Here is a 16,075-nt window from a genome sequence, read left to right on the forward strand (position 1 = left end):
TTTTCCGCTATAGTAGTCATCGAGTAGGGTTCCTTTCTTGGTGACTTTGACCATCCCGAGAATACCCTACTTTTTTGTTGCCTGGCTAGGCTCCAAATCTTGGTTACACACACTATTGTACGTCATCGGCGATAGCCCATTTTTGACGAAATAAGCCATAAAAGATGGCCTATTACGCCATCCCCTTGCGGTTCCGCGTTAACCTGTCGCTTTGGGGAGGAAGCCCGCCTGCCGGCGTCGAATGATAAGCCGTTACAGTTGCGACAGATCTCATATTGTCCAAACGACCAGACAAAGAAGGTGACCTGCAGTATGACACATGAACCGTTCAACACCGAATCTTATCGGGTCTGGGATACCGCGGCGGATTCCGAAATCGTCGTCCCGCTGCCGCCCGCGGGCGACGAAGCGGTATTCCTCGCTTTGCCGCTCGTAGCTTCGCGCAAGTCGATGCTGTTCGTTGCCGCCTGCGTGCGCGATGCACAAGGCGCGGCCATTCACCAAACGGACATCGTGGTCGAATGGTCCGGGCCGGAAACGCTCCATTTGCTGATCCCGGAGCAGGCGCGGCGGGCCGCGCATACGCTGGCGCTCAAGGCCGGCGACTACACGTTCGCCGGCACGACGCTGCAGATCGGCCGGCCCGTCTGGCTGGCGCAGAAGCCGCCCATCGCGGTGAACGCCGGCGAGAGCCTGCTCGACATATTCACGAGCGGCGGGTACTACGACGCCGCGATGTGGCAGCGGGAGTCGCTTTCGGGGGGAGCGGGAGTGTCCTCCGAACTGAAACGCGGATGGAACTACGCCATCCTGAAGCTGAACGTGCCGCTTGGCGAGCCGGGCGGAGCCGCCGCTTATGCGCGCGCGTACGATCACGACATCGGTGACTGTCAGGCGCTGATCGTTTGCGCCTCGGTCGTGCAGTCGCTGCGCTTCGGCGTCAGCGCCGAAATCGACGGCTCGCTCGTGCCGCTGATCGTCGGCCGCCAGGGAGCGGGTACGGAAGAAATGCGCGTACCGATCGCCGGCCGCCGGTTGACGCGGATCGTCGTTCATGCCGAAGCCGAAGCCCCGGGCGATTATCTGGCGCATTTGTACTGGTTCATGCTGGAGCGCAAAGGGGCGGAACCCGGGCAAGCAAACGAAGTGACCGGCATGCCCGACATTCCAGCTCCGGAGCGGCTCCCGTCCGGCCTGCCGAAGCTGACGGCGGGGCTGCTGTTCGGGGAGGAGGAGCTGGCACGGCTGCGGCAGTCGATCGCGGACGGCGCCGGCCGCCGCTTCTATGAGGAGATTGTCGCCGAAGCCGAAGCGAATGCCGATTATCGGCCGGAATCGTATGTCGGGACGTACTTTCCCGTCTACTGGGCGAATCAGGGTGTCGAGCGCGCTTCTTCGCCGAACGAAGAAACGCGCAAGTGGTTCAGCACGCTCGTGTACAACGGGCTCGTTTATTTGCTGAGCGGCGACCTGAAGCACGGCTTGCTCGCCAGAAGGGCGCTGCTGGCCGCCATTTCCTGCCGGGAATGGTGCGGCGGCTTTATTTGCCGCATCCCGCGCGGGATTACCGGCTACCGTGCCACGTTCATCGAGTCGCATGTGACACAGGCGGTGGCGCTTGCTTACGATTTTGTCGGCAGCCTGCTTTCGGACGAGGAGATGCGCACCGTCGAAGACGCCGTATATGAAAAATCGCTGCCTGCGCTCGATATGTATTTGCGCCGCAATCGCGAGGGGTACTTGCTGAACAGCAACCAGGGAGCCGTCTACGGGATGGGCATCGTTTACGCCTGCCTTGTCGCCGGCCGGAGCCACCCCGATGTTCGGCCGATTCTGGAGCGGCAGTCGGCATGGCTGCGGCGGATGCTCGGCAATTATTTCAAGCCGGACGGCACGACGGGCGAAGGCATGATGTATTGGGAATACACGACCCACTATGCGGTGGAAAGCTTGCTGCTGCTCTCCCGGCATCATGGAGCGGCCGTTGCGGAGCTGGCGCCGTCGCATTTGAAAGAGTCCATGAGCTACGTGCAGCACATGCGCTCGCTGGACGGCGGCGCGCTCAGCTTCCTGCCGCTCGGCGATTGCCGGGCGGAGCGGTTTCGCTTCATGGGGCCGTCGCTGCTGTTTTTTGCCCGCTACTATGCGGACCCGGCGGCGCACTGGATGTGGAGCAACTATTATGATGTGCCTCATCTGCCGGGCAGCTCGTTTTTCGGCGCGGAGGAAAGCACCGGCCAATATACGTCGAACGGCCTGCTGACGCTGCTGCTGCACGAGGAGCGCGAGGCCGCGGCTCCGGAATTGCCGGACTTCCGCCGTTTCGATTGCGATCGGATCTTCTGGCGCACCGGATCGGCCGAGTCCGACATCTTGGTGTTTTTTGAAGGCGGCAAGCAAACGTTCGAGCATACTCATTTCGACAAAGGCCATTTTGCTATCCAGGCGTTCGGCGACTACGTGGCGGCGGATCCCGGCATGCTGCATTACGACAAGCCGGAGCATGTGCAATACGTCCGGTCGACGTATCACAACATCGCGACGATTCGCGGCGCCAACCAATCGTATCGCGATGCGGAGCATGCCGTTGTGCTGCGGGAGTGCGAGGACGGGGAAGACGTACAGTATTTGCTTGCCGATCTGGCAAACAGCTACAAGGAGCTGGAGCGGTATGACCGGACACTGCTGTTCGTGCGGCCGCACTATGTCGTTGTGCTGGACGAACTGGCGGCCGCCGGCGGCGGCATGGAATGGAACTTCCACAGCCGCGGCGCATTTCGCGCGGCCGGGCCCGGTTGCTTCGTCGCCGAAGGAGCCAAGGCCGGCTTGGCGCTTCGCTATGCTTGCGACGTGCCGCTCCGCGAACGGTTGGACGGTTACCGCGACGACGAGCGCAACGTCACGCACAAGCTGGAGCTGTGCCCGGACCCGGCGGCGACGGCGATGAACATAGCGGCGATTATCGCGCCGTATCCGCTTGCCGGCAGCCAGCCGTCGATCGGCGTTACGTGCGAGCCGGTGACTGGCGGCGCTGCATTCACCGTTTCCGGTCCGTGGGGCAGCGACCGGGTGATCGTGCGGCTCGGGCAGCGGCAGCCGGTGTGGCAAGGGGAGCCGACCGCCGGTCGGGTCACGGTTGTCCGCGACGGCGCCGATGGCGGCATCGGCAGCTGGAAGCGTTCGTTTGGCTGATAAGGCGGCGTGCTGACAGCTCAGGGCGAGCTCTCATCGGATACAATCCGGTGGGGGCTCGTCTTTTATGGCACTATTGCGGCCGCGGCATCATGCCGGGCCGGGTAACGAAAATAGCCAATGAAAAATGGCTTATTTGCCCGATTTGGCCCCCCTCGTCGGAAATAGCCAGTGAAAACATGGCTTATTTGCCCAGCTAGGCCCCCAAATCATGTAATTTAGTCGAAATAGCCAGTGATTTCACTGGTTATTTTGGAGCGGCTGCCCGCTTTTGGGGAAATAGGCAATAAAACATGGCCTATTTGCAAGACGCTTCATCGAAGCGGCACAAAAGCGAATTTGTTGGTTGGCGGAGGGGAGAATACCGCGCGTTGTGCAACGTGTCTGCTTTGAGAGGGTTCAAACAGGGGCGGGGGCGGGAGTGGAGAGCCGAACATGTTGTCAGGTTCGTGCAGCCCGCTATCCCCTTCGCTCAGTCTGAAACGGGTTGTCCGCTCCGGAACTTCCTTTCTGCCCGCTATCCCCTTGGCTCAATCTCAAGCCTTAACAACCTCTATCCCAATTCAAGAAAAGTGCCCCTACAATGCAGTGACAGCATTCAGGTACACACTTCAAACTCGATACTAACTAACTCCAACTAACTCCAACTAACTCAAAATTGAGTCATTGGGATAACCAGCAAATACGTATTTCAGTCGACCACTGCCCCTCACTCCCCTCCTTTCCCCGTATGCTCGCCGCTGCACCAATCTGAGTCAAGGGGATAACCAGCAGACGCAACTGCTGCAGAGATATACTCACGCTCGCCACCACGCCAGCATGAGTCAACGGGATAACCGGCAAATACGTATTTCAGTCGACCACTGCCCCCTCAATCCCCTCCTCTCCCTCATGCGTTCACTGCAGCACCAGTCTGAGCCAACGGGATAACCAGCAGACGCGAACTGCTGTCGAGATATTACTACGCTCGCCACCACGCAGCCTTACAGCAGCAGCAGTTGGTGAGTAGTGGACGATATAAGGCCGATTTCAGTCTCACGATAGAGCGGGACAACTACCGTCGCTTAACCCGACACATGGAGCGGAGAGGGGGAGACGGTTCGCCGGAACTTCTTCGAACTGCTTCGATAGGAGTTTTCTTGCCCGTATCTGCGCCAGAGCCCCTTCGCGGCAATGCCTTGCAAGCCTCGCCGGCGCTCCGGCCTTCCCGTGCACGGCAGCGACAAGCTCTCCCCTCTCCAAGCGCGACAGGTGCATAGGCGCCAATTAGCGCCAAACGCAGCGAAATCGCGCCAAAACCCCGCTGGCCGTCCGCGGTATAATCGATTTGTCCATATAATAAGCCTATTTCTATATATGCCAATTACTTCGTTTCCCCTACAATAAAAAACAGGTTCATTATTATGTCCATATTGCGAGGGATCACTCATGAACAGAAAAATGGTTCTGATCGGAGCGGGAAGCTCCATGTTTACGCAAGGTCTCGTGGCCGACTTGTTGCGCAGCCCGGGACGGTTCCACTGGCACCTCGCCTTGGTGGACACCGATCCGCGCGCGCTTGATTCGATTACGAAGCTGTGCCGCAAAATGATCGCCGCCAAACAAGGAAATATCGAGCTGACATCCTCGACGGATCGCACGGATGTGCTGGCCGGCGCCGATTACGTCGTTTGCACGATTGGGGTAGGCGGCCGCCGCGCCTGGGAGCAGGACGTCTTCATCCCGCGCAAATACGGCGTGTACCAGCCGGTGGGCGACACGGCGATGCCGGGCGGCATTTCCCGCGCCATGCGGATGATTCCGGCGGTCATCGATATCGTGCGCGATGTGCAGCGCTATTGCCCGCAAGCGGCTTTTTTCAACTACTCCAACCCGATGACGATCATTTGCCGCGCAGTTGCCAAGGCGACCGGCTTCCCGGTGGCCGGGCTGTGCCACGGCGTACACGATTCGGAACGCCATGTCGCCGAATTAACCGGTCTTGACCGCAGCAAATTTACCGCTACGTCGGTCGGTCTTAACCACCTGACGTTTATGTACGATTTCCGCTACGACGGCCAGGACGCCAAACCGCTGGTCAAAGAGCGGTACGAAGCGCTCAAGAGCGGCGGCGTCGATTATACGAATGTCGGCACGATGTTCCGCGAAATGGGGCAGGAAGCGCCGAAGATCGGCAATCCGTTCGCCTGGTCGTTCTTCGAGGCGTACGGCGCTTACGCGGCTCCGGGCGACCGGCATGTCGTCGAATTTTTCCCGGAACGGTTTCCGGAAGGCATCTATTACGGCAAAAAATTCGGCATCGACGGCTACTCGTTCGAAAAGGTGATCGATTACGGCGACCGCATCTACGACCGGATGGATGAGCTCGGCCAGGCCGAAGGGCCGCTGCCGGACGATTTTTTCGAGAAGCTGAGCGGAGAGCACGAGCAGTTGATGGAAATTATCGACTCGATCGAAAATGACAAGCGCCACGTGTTTTCCGTGAATATGCCAAATCGCGGGGCGGTGCCGAATTTGCCGCACGACGCCGTGATCGAATTGCCCGGCGCCGCAACGGCCCGCGGGTTCGCCGCGCTGCAAACGCTCGACTTCCCGGACACGCTTGCGCAATTGCTCGCGAAGCCGCTGGCCATTGCCGAGCTGACGGTAAGCGCCGCGCTGCAGGGCGACCGCCAATTGTTCGTGGAAGCGGTCATGCTTGGCGGCTACCTGAACGACCGTGCGGCCGCAGAAGCGATGGTCGACGATCTGATCGAGGCGCAGAAGCCGTATTTGCCGCAATTTAAATTCAAGGGAGGCGCGACTCATGTATCACACGTATGAAGAAACGTTCGGCCAGCACGAAAGCCTGAAGCGTACGTTCGCGTATGTCATCGGCCAGGAAGACCGGCTGCGCGCGGCGTTCGGCGGCTGGGCACCGCAGGAAATCGTCTTTCTCGGCTGCGGCTCCAGCTACTGGGGCGCGCTTGCGGCGCACGTGACGATGGAAGCGGCGACCGGGATCAAGAGTTATGCCGTCACCAGCGGCGATGTTGTGCTGAACAGCGAGTTTTACCAGCAAGCGTACAAAAAGCCGCTGATTATCGCGCCTTCCCGTTCCGGCTCGACGTCGGAAACGGTGCGTGCGATCAACTTCCTGAAGGAAGAATACGGATGTCCCGTGCTGACGGTCGTCGAGTATGCGGACAGCCCGCTGGAGGCGTTGGCCGACGTCAGTCTGTTCCTCCCGTGGTGCAACGAAACCGGCGTCTGCCAGACGCGTTCGTTTAATAATTTGTACATGGTGTCGCTGCTGCTTGCCGGCATTTTCGGCGGCGACCGCGGGCTGATCGACGAGGTGGACCGTTATGTAAACGAAGCGCAGGCGGCGATCGAACGGACGCGTCCGGCGATCGAAGCGTTCGTGAACGCGCAGGCGAACTGGACGAACGCGGTGGCGCTCGGCAGCGGCAGCCAGTTCGGCATCGCCTGCGAAGGCGCGCTCATTCTGATCGAAGTGGCGCAAGTGCCGGCGTCGTACTACATGACGCTGGAGCTTCGGCACGGCCCGATGGTCATGGTCGGCGGCGACACGGCCGTATTCCTCTTCAGCGGCGCCAAGGACGCAAGTCTGCGCAAGCTGGAGGAAGATTTGGCCCGCGATTGCGGGGGCAAACAGGCTGCGGTCGTGGCGTTGTGCGACGTGGCGCCGTTCGCCGGCGCGGATGTGGTGTTCGAGCTGGGCTACCCGGCCAGAAGCGAAATTGTGGCGCTGTTCGGCAGCTATGTCATGCAAGGCATGGCGTACTACAAAGCCGTCAAAAACGGCGTCAATCCCGATGCGCCGGCGGGACTGTCCCCCTGGATCCGCATCGGGCAAAATTGATCCCATGAGCAAAACCTACGATGTGCTGACGGTAATGGACCTGTGCGTCGATACGCTGCTGCGCGGCGACGACGTGACGCCGGAGTTTGGGCAGAAAGAGAAGCTTGTCGAAGGTTACGCGATCGAGATGGGCGGTTCGTGCAGCATTTTTGCTTGCCAGACGGCCAAGCTCGGGCTGACGACAGCCGGCATCGGCGTCGTCGGCGACGATATCGCCGGTCGCATTGTGCTCGACAATTTGCGGCAGGCGGGCGTTCGCACGGAGTTGGTCGAAACGGACCCGGCCCGGAGAACGGGCTTCAGCGTCGCGCTGTGCAAGCCGGACGACCGGGCGATTCTGACGTATATCGGCACGATCGACGCGGTGGAGCTTGAGCAGGTGACGGAGGAGCGGCTTCGCGGCATCCGGCATTTGCATATCGGCAGCTACTTTCTGATGAAGCGGCTGCAGCCGCACTGGCCGGACATCGCCCGCACGGTTCGGCGGTTCGGCGGCACGGTCAGCCTCGATACGAACTGGGACCCGGAAGAAACATGGGACAGCGGCTTGTGGGAGCTGCTGCCCCACGTCGATATATTTCTGCCCAACGAAAGCGAGCTGAAACGAATCGCCAAAGCCGACACGGTGCAGGCGGCGGTGGAGAAGCTGCAGCCGTTCGTGCCGATCATCGCGCTGAAGCAGCGGGAGAAAGGGGCGACCGCCTTCTGCCGCGGCGAAGTGTTTCACGCTTCCGCGTTCCCGGTCGACGTCGTCGACGAGGTGGGGGCCGGCGACAGCTTCGACGCCGGTTTCGTGTACGGCTTTCTGTCGGGGCAGCTGATCGCGGAATGCCTGCGGCTCGGCTGCGCCTGCGGCAGCATGAGCACGCGCGGCGCCGGCGGCACGGCCGGACAGGCGACGCTGGCGGAGCTTGAGGCGATGAACAAGCGCCATCATCCTTTAGAGCAAAGAAGGGCGACCATGGACATCAAGCCTGATATCGATATCGACTGTGCTATCGTTTGGGAGACGGAACGGGAGCGGGAATTCGCCTTGGCGCTGCCGCAAGCGGAGCCGCTGTCGCGGTTTCTCGCCTTGCCGGTTCATTCCTCGCGCAAATCGATGCTGTTCGTCGGAATCGCGGTCAAGGACGAGCACGGCGCCGAAATCCATCGGACGGAAGCGGTCGTGGAATGGGCGGGGACGGAGACGCTCCACCTGCTGTTTCCCGCGGCGGTGCGCGAAGCGGCGCATACGCTGGTGCTGAGCGCCGGGGAAAGCACGTTCGCCGGCACCGTGCTGCACATCGGGAGCCCCGAATGGCGGGAGCAGCGGCCGCCGATTCCGGTGAACGACGGGGAGAGTTTGCTCGATATTTTTATGAATCGGGCTTTTTACGAGCTGGACATGTGGCACAAGGAACCGACAGGTTCGCCCGCTTCCGCGGCGATCGGCGAGCTGAAGCAGGAATGGAATTTCGCCGCGCTGCGGCTGTTGGTGCCGAAGCGCGAGCTCGGCGCGTCTGTCGCCTTCTCGCGCAAATACGACCAGTCGCTCGCGGAGACGCAGGCGTTCGCCGTATGCGTATCGGTTGTGCCGACGGCGCGCTTCAGCCTGAACGCGGTCATCGACGGCAAAGAAGTGGCGCTGGTGGTGGGACGTCCCGGCGCCGGGCTGGAGGAAATCCGCGTCCCGATCAGCGGCGGCAAGCTCGAGCGGGTGACGATCCGGCTGGATGCCGAGAGCAGCGGCGAACACGTGGCGCACTTGCTGTGGTTCATGCTGGAGCGGCGGGGCGCCGACCCGGCGCGGTCGCACGAAGTGACCGGCATGGACGACATCGCGCCGCCGGCCGCGGTGCCGGACGGCTTGCCCAAGCTCGCCGCCGGGCTGCTGTTCGGCGAAGCCGAATTGACGCGGCTGCGCCAAACGATTGCTTCCGGCAAGGGGCGGCGGCTGTATGAGGAGATTCTCGCCGAGGCGGAATCGAACTTGTCGTATCGGCCGGAATCGTATGTGGGCCGCTACTTCCCGGTTTACTGGGGCGGCCAGGGCATCGAGCGGCTGTCTTCGCCTTACCAGGAGACGCGCCGCTGGTTCAGCGCGCTTGTCTACAGCGCGCTCGCTTATGTGCTCGGCGGCGAGCTGAAGCACGGCTTGCTCGCCCGCAGGGCGCTGCTCGCCGCGATCCGGTGCGAAGAATGGTGCGCCGGCTTCGTCAGCCGCATCCCGCGCGGCATCACCGGCTATCGCGCGACGTTCACGGAAGCGCAGCTGACCCAGGCTGTGGCGCTTTGTTACGATATGATCGGCGGGCTGCTGTCGGACGAGGAGAAGCGGGCGGTCGAAGACGCGATCTACGACAAATCGCTGCCGGCGCTCGACATGTACATGCGCCGCAACCGCGAAGGCTACTTGCTGGAGAGCAACCAGGGCGCCGTTTATGCGCTGGGCATCGTGTACGCCTGCCTCGTTGCGGGCCGCAGCCATCCGGACGCGCTGACGATTCTCGAACGGCAATCCGCCTGGTTCCGGCGCATGCTGAACGGCTACTACAAGCCGGACGGCACGACCGGCGAAGGCATGGCGTACTGGGAGTATACGACGCATTTTGCGCTGGAGGCGCTGCTGCTGCTTGCCCGCAACAGCGGCGAGGAAGTGAGCGCGATTGCGCCGCCGCAGTTCAAAGAGTCGATGCGCTATGTGCAGCACATGCGCTCGCTGGACGACAGCGCGCTGACCTTCCTGCCGCTCGGCGACAGCCGGGCGGAGAAGTTCCGGTTCATGGGGCCGTCGCTGCAGTTTTTTGCCCGGTACTACGGCGATGCCGCGGCCCACTGGATGTGGAGCCGGTATTACGATGTGCCGCATCCGCCGGCCAGCTCGTTCTTCGGCCAGGAGCAAGGCACCGGCCAGTACACGTCGAACGGCTTGCTGACGCTGCTGCTGCTGGAGGAGCGCGAAGCCGCCGCTCCCGACTTGCCGCCAAGCTTCCGGTTCGATTGCGACCGCGTGTTCTGGCGGACCGGAAGCGCGGAATCGGACATCGTGCTGTTCTTTGAAGGCGGCCCGCAGACGTTCGAGCATACCCATTTCGACAAAGGCGAGTTCGTCATTCAGGCGTTCGGCGACTATGTCGCGGCGGACCCGGGCATGATTACTTACGACAAACCCGAACACGTCTACTATGTGCAGTCGGCGTATCACAACATCGTCACGATTCGCGGGGCGAACCAGTCGTACAAGGATGCGGCGCAAGCCGTTGTGCTGCGCGCCTGCGAAAGTGACGCAGACGCGTCTTTCCTCCGCGCCGACCTGGCCAACAGCTACAAGGAGCTGGAGCGGTACGACCGCATGCTCGTGTTCGTACGGCCGCACTATTTTATTTTGCTGGACGAATTGGCGGCGGCAGGCGGCGGCATCGAGTGGAATTTCCACAGCTGCGGCGCCTTCCGCACGGAAGACGGCAAACGGTTCGTTGCCGAAGGAAGCCGGGCGGGTCTGGTCATGCAAGTGGCCTGCGACGTGCCGCTGACCCACCACATGAGCCGGTACAGCGACGAGGGGCGGACGGTCAGCCACAATCTGGTGCTGACCCCCGGCGAAACGGCGACCGCCATGAACCTGGCGGCAGTGCTGGCCCCTTATCCGCTGGCCGGCGGAGCGCCCGCGATCGACGTCGCCGGCAAACCGGTTCCGGGCGGAGCGGGCTTTACCGTAACCGGCCCGTGGGGCCGCGACCGAATCGTTGTGCGGACGGGGCCGCGGCAAGGCGGCAGCCGCATTACTGTCGTTCGCGAAGGCGATGCCGGGTGGGAACGTTCGTTCGAATAACGCGAAGGCGTCGCGGCTTCATTCGCCGGATTGGTCCGATTGGCCGGTTTCGTCGGGCGCCCAGTTGGGGGGCGCTGCCGTTTCCTCCGGCGGCTGCTTGCGGTAGTCGAGCGGCGCGACGCCTTCGTACTTTTTGAACAGCCGGCTGAAGTAAAGCTGGTCGTCGAAGCCGACCAGCGAAGCGATCTGGCGGATATTGAGCTGGGTATGGCGCATCAGATCCTTCGCCTTCCGCAGCCGGTACTGGATCAAATATTGCTGCGGCGACAAGCCGGTATGCGCTTTGAAGATGCTCGTATAGCGACTTGCGCTGAACCCGGCTTGCGCGGCCAGGTCCTGCACGGTCAGCTTGCGGGCATAATTTTTGTGCAGCAGGTTGAAGGAAGTGTACAGCATCAGCTCCTGGGGATTGAGCCGCTCCACCTGCTCGCGGATGGCCAGCTTGCGCGTGACGGTGAAGATGAGCTCCTGCAACAGCGACGCGGAAATGTGCTCGAAGCTCGGCTGCCGCTCCACCTCCTCCTCGATAATGCGCGCGAACAGCCGGGGGATATCGTCGTTGACGCCGGTGAAGAAGAAGCTGTCGTTCCACAGCTTCGCCTTGATCAGCAGATCGGTCACCCCGTACCCGGTAAAATGCAGCCAATAGCTGCCGGTCGGCTCTTTGCCCGATTTGGCGTAAAATTGCCGTTCGAACGGCTTGCCGATAAACACGGTGCCGGCCGGAATCGTTCGTTCGTCGTCTCCGATCCGCACCTTCATGGAACCGCTGTGCAAGTAGGACAGCAAAAAATCGAGCCGCCCTTTCTCCCGATTGGCTACCCCCGCCGGCTCGTCGTATTCGTACCCGATGCTGTTGATGATCAGGTAATCTTCCCGGCTGTGATTGCCGCTGTCGATCAGGTCGGCCACCCGGTACGCATATTGGTATTTCATGTGCTCCCTCCTCGGTTGAACGCGGAAAGTCCATACTTGTTTATGCGGTTTATTATACCGCGCCCGGACGCCCGCAGGCTATAAAAAATGTCGTTTCCGCCCCGTTTCCGATCATGGTGTCAACCGGTTTGGCGACCCCTGTCGAAGTCCTTCGATAGTAAGCGATTTGTCCATAAATCGAGCAAATAAATTCATATGATCGCCACTGCCCTCCCGGTATAATAAGAGAGCAAGCGGACAACGAGACACCATCATACGCAAGCGCGAAAGGGGAGAGAGACGATGCCGACGAAGGCGACTAACGGGGCCATGCGCCTTGTCCGAATCAAATTGGTGCGGATCGTCACGCCAAATAAATGAATGCTATTGAACTTGTCGTACCGTTCGAAGATGCGGAGCGCCTGACGCCAATCTGGGCGGAAGAGGAAGCGCGCATCGATTTCCAGCGCGAGGCGGAGCGCGCCGACCGCTGCACGCTCGCCTTCGCTGCGACGGAGTTGAACCGTTATTTGCGGCGGACGCTGCCGGAAGGGACGGAGATCCGCTACGCCCGGCAGGCGCTTGCGGACGGCGATCCGCAGCGGACGACGATCGCGCTGCGGATTGCGGCCGGTCCCGGGCTCGGCGACGATGCGTTTACGCTGGAGCGCAGCGGGCAAGGCGTCGTTATTACCGGGCACGGCCGGGCCGGTGTGCTGTACGGCGCCTACGAGCTGCTGCGTTTGCAGGGCTGGCGCTGGTTCGCGCCGGGCGAAGCCGGCGAAATCGCGCCGGAGCGGCGTGTTTCCGGGCTGGTTCTGCCCGAAGAGTCGCGCACGTATCGCCCCTCGATGCCGCAGGGGCGGGGCTTTGATTTTGAGTACGTCTCGATGGAGTCGGAGACGTTCTTCCTGTGGATGGCGCGCAACCGGATGAACATTGCCGCTTATCGTCCGGCGACGGCTGCTTTCTGCCGCAAGCTGGGCATGGGCTTCAAGGTCGGCGGCCACATCTTCGAAGCGATTCTCGACCCGGATCGGCCGCTGCCGGGCGGCAGGACGATGTGGGAGGAGCACGCGCACTGGTACGGGCTGCCGGAGAGCGGCGAACGGCGCAAGGAGGACGCGCTTGCGATCCAGTTCTGCGTGTCGCAGCCGGACTTGATCGCCTTCCTCGGCGACGAGCTGATCCGCCGTTTGAGCGGCGAGTGGAAGGAAGCCGACCGCGTCGACGTGTGGGGCTTCGACACCTGGGGCAAAAGCTGCATGTGCGCCGCCTGCCGGCAGCTCGGCAACAGCGCCGATCAGCTGCTGCACTTTGCCGCCGGCATGCGCGACGAAGTGAATCGCGCGCATGCGCGCGGTGAGCTCGGCCGACCCGTGCGGCTGGTGCTCTGCGCTTACGAAGGCACGGATACGCTGTTTGGCCCGAGTCGGCCGGTGCCGGAGTCGGTTCTCGCCGCCGGCGACATGATCGTGTATTACCCGATCAACCGCTGCTATGCGCACGACCTGGCGGATGCCGGCTGCGCCGCCAACGACAAGTACCGGAAGGCGCTGCACAGCTGGACATCGCTGCAGCCCGCCGTTCCCGTCATTGTCGGCGAGTACTACAATGTCTCGAAGTTCGAGGATTTGCCCTTGCTGTTCGTCCGGCGCATGCTGCGCGATATCCCGGCTTACGCCCGCATGGGGGTGCGGGGCATGACGTACATGCATGTCCCGCTCGTGGGCTGGGGCATGCGCACGTTGACGCAGCTGCTGTACGCGCAGCTGCTCTGGGATGCGGAGACGGACGGGGATGCGTTCCTGTCCGAGTATTTTTCGCTTTGGTACGGCCCGCATGCGGAGCGGATGCGCCAGGCGTACGAAGCGATCGAAGAAGCGTGGCGCGACATCGCCGACTGGCGCGCGTGGAAGCGGGACAGCGTGCTGTCGCATCTGCTGCGCTGGGACGGCGGCCGGGCGTCGGCGCCGCTTGCGGCGGGCGATCACTTCGGCGCCGGCGGGCCGGCAGTGATCGTGCAGGCGGGACGCGCGTCGCTGGGGCTGCTGGAGCAGGCGATGCGCGGCCTTGAAGCGGCGCTGGCCGACGACAAGGCGCTGTCGGCCGCCGGCGTTTCGGCCGCCTGGCGCGTCGCGGTCAATCCGGCCGAAGCGAGCCGGCAGACGCGCCGGGAGCTGCGGCATGAGCTGCGGCTGGGCGAAGATCGCCGGCTGCTGCGGTACGGCATCGACACGATGCGGCTGCAGGTGGAGACCGTCGCGTACCACACCGCGCTGCACGAAGGAGCCGGGGAAGCGGCGGAAGCCGCCTGGCAGGAGATGGAGCGGGCGGCGGAGCGGCTCGACCTGCACTTCATCCCGCTCGGCTACGAGCAGCCGGGCGCGGGCTTCGTCAGCAAGGACGCGCTGACGCGCAGCCAGCTGCGCGAGGTGCTGCTGCGCTGCCGGGCGAAGCGTGCGGAGGCGGAGCGCGGGTGAAAGGCGCGCCACTGGCGGAAATAAGCCATGTTTTATTGGCTATTTCCTGATTTTTGGACGGTCACGAAGAAATAGCCAGTGAAATGACTGGTTATTTCTTCGAAACGTTCGATTTTGCAGCTATTTGGCCAAAATAACCAGCGATTTTGCTGGTTATTTTCGATGATGAAGGGGAAAACGGGGAAATAAGCCATTTTTTATGGACTATTTTTGGGAGGACCGCGGGGTGAAAACGCGGCCTCTTTTTTTTGAAACCTTTTTTACTCCCTTCGTGTCTAAACATACATATGGCGTAAAACGTACTATTTTCCATAAATCAGGGGGGCGGTTGTGATAGCGAAATACAGAGGCTACGGCATGGCTGCATTGGCGGTTGCGATGGTGGCGGTACTCGTCTACTGGGGATATGATCGGGTCAACCGAGCGTCGCCGGGCGAAACTAAAAAGGCTACTACCGACAATGTTGAAACGGCTCTTGGTATTTCGCCAATTGCCGTGATCGGCAAAGTTGCCCAAGCGTCCGGAACCGGGTACAAGATTGAAGTGATTCAAGTGTTAAAAGGGGATGTCAAAGGGAACCGCAGCATTCAAGTGGCGGTACCGGGGGGGCCGGGGATATTGGCGAACAATGAAGAGTATGTGTTTGCCTTGGCTCCGTCACTTTCGGGCCCGCCAAACTTTTACGGCATGATTGATCCGTTTATTTTTCAAATCAAAAACAACAAGGTCGCCGCGATCACGAACGATGCGCAAGTAGCAGCGGCCTTCCAAGAAACGAACATGTCCGTAGCAGAATTGGCAAGCAAGCTGGCGGCGAAGTAACTTCGGCCCAACCGGCCTACCTTCGAAATCGCTCCCCGAGCCACCGCTTGACGAGCGGCAGCGCCGTCTCCGGCTGCATTGCTTTGGTGTGGTCCATTCCATCTCCGGCAAGGAGCTCCACGTCCCAGCCGAGCCGGCGCAGCTCCTCCCGATGCAGGCGCAGGGCGCCGGCGATGTCGACCGTCACGCCGCCGAAGTTGGCGCCGTATACGATCGTGTCCCGTTCGCCCGCAAACGCAAGCCGGGGCATGCGCAGCCGGTGTTGGATCGCCGTATCGTCGAACGCCGCGAGCTGCTTGTACAGCGTATGGAACTGCTTCGTCTGGCCCGGGGCAATCGTCACCTGCACCTGCTCCCAGTCAACCTGATCGGGCGTGAGTTCGTATGCGGCCGACGCGTTTCCGGCGGTTTGCTGCTGCAGCGCCTGTTCATACGTTTTTTCGGTTACGGTCAGCATTTCCCGGTAAGGCCCGCCATAAGGCGGAAACCCGCTCATCATCAGCGCGGCGACGCGATTGGTGCGAAGCGCAAGCTGCAGCCCGGCCAGCGCCAGCCACGAATAGCCGTAGTAGCCGAAACAAGCGGCGCCCGCCCCGTCCGCGATGCGCAGCAGGTCGGCCGCAATCGTTTCCGGCGTCAGCGTATCCGGCAGCGGATGGGCGAACCGGTGCCCTTCGTAATCGAAAGACACGACGCGGAACGTGTCCGCCAGCCCGTCGACGAAACGCCGGCCGAGCTCGGGATCGACGCCCCACAGCTTCAACATTTCCGCTTCCCGGCCCGTTGCCGCCGGTTTGGTTCCGGGCAGCATCACTACGTTTCCCGACTCGCCGGCCAGCCCGACTTCGATCGTCGTCCCGTCATGCAAGGCAATGGTTATGTTTTTGTTTTTGTTCACGGCGGCTCGCTCCTGTTTTGGTTGATACCCCTACTCTACAACATTCATGCAAGCTTTCGGATCGGCCGGGCGCAACGTCGGCGCGG

General features: G+C 61.8%; 8 protein-coding genes. 6 read left to right on the forward strand and 2 right to left on the reverse strand.

Going from position 1 to position 16,075, the window contains the following annotated elements; all coding sequences use genetic code 11:
* The first annotated feature begins 312 nt into the window (after positions 1-312).
* The 4 genes from EXY20_RS26315 to EXY20_RS26330 all read left to right on the forward strand — a co-directional run bounded on the left by EXY20_RS26315 (position 313) and on the right by EXY20_RS26330 (position 10,871).
* Complete coding sequence (locus EXY20_RS26315; RefSeq protein WP_135555118.1) at positions 313-3,192, forward strand: heparinase II/III domain-containing protein; 2,880 nt, start codon at positions 313-315, stop codon at positions 3,190-3,192.
* A gap of 1,428 nt (positions 3,193-4,620) precedes the next feature.
* Positions 4,621-6,015 (forward strand): family 4 glycosyl hydrolase, encoded by a 1,395-nt coding sequence (locus EXY20_RS26320; RefSeq protein ID WP_135555119.1) that lies wholly within the window; start codon positions 4,621-4,623, stop codon positions 6,013-6,015.
* Positions 5,999-7,057, forward strand: a complete 1,059-nt coding sequence (locus EXY20_RS26325; protein WP_135555120.1) for an SIS domain-containing protein — start codon at positions 5,999-6,001, stop codon at positions 7,055-7,057. The genes EXY20_RS26320 and EXY20_RS26325 overlap by 17 nt, the downstream gene beginning before the upstream one ends.
* A 4-nt stretch (positions 7,058-7,061) precedes the next feature.
* Positions 7,062-10,871: a PfkB family carbohydrate kinase gene (locus EXY20_RS26330; RefSeq protein WP_167859538.1), complete on the forward strand. Its 3,810-nt coding sequence runs from the start codon at positions 7,062-7,064 to the stop codon at positions 10,869-10,871.
* Positions 10,872-10,889: 18 nt separating this feature from the next.
* Here the strand turns inward: EXY20_RS26330 and EXY20_RS26335 are convergent, their stop codons facing one another.
* A complete protein-coding gene (locus EXY20_RS26335) occupies positions 10,890-11,807 on the reverse strand; it encodes an AraC family transcriptional regulator (protein WP_135555122.1) in 918 nt (305 codons plus the stop codon).
* Positions 11,808-12,163: 356 nt separating this feature from the next.
* On the opposite strand from EXY20_RS26335, the gene EXY20_RS26340 reads away from it, so the two are divergent.
* A complete protein-coding gene (locus EXY20_RS26340) occupies positions 12,164-14,269 on the forward strand; it encodes a DUF4838 domain-containing protein (RefSeq protein ID WP_135555123.1) in 2,106 nt (701 codons plus the stop codon).
* A gap of 330 nt (positions 14,270-14,599) precedes the next feature.
* Positions 14,600-15,091, forward strand: a complete 492-nt coding sequence (locus EXY20_RS26345) for a hypothetical protein (RefSeq protein ID WP_135555124.1) — start codon at positions 14,600-14,602, stop codon at positions 15,089-15,091.
* Positions 15,092-15,107: 16 nt separating this feature from the next.
* Here the strand turns inward: EXY20_RS26345 and EXY20_RS26350 are convergent, their stop codons facing one another.
* Complete coding sequence (locus tag EXY20_RS26350) at positions 15,108-15,989, reverse strand: alpha/beta fold hydrolase (protein ID WP_135555125.1); 882 nt, start codon at positions 15,987-15,989, stop codon at positions 15,108-15,110.
* Positions 15,990-16,075 lie beyond the last annotated feature (86 nt).

Origin of the sequence: Paenibacillus cymbidii (assembly GCF_004764705.1) — a bacterium.
Taxonomy (GTDB): domain Bacteria; phylum Bacillota; class Bacilli; order Paenibacillales; family NBRC-103111; genus Paenibacillus_AN; species Paenibacillus_AN cymbidii.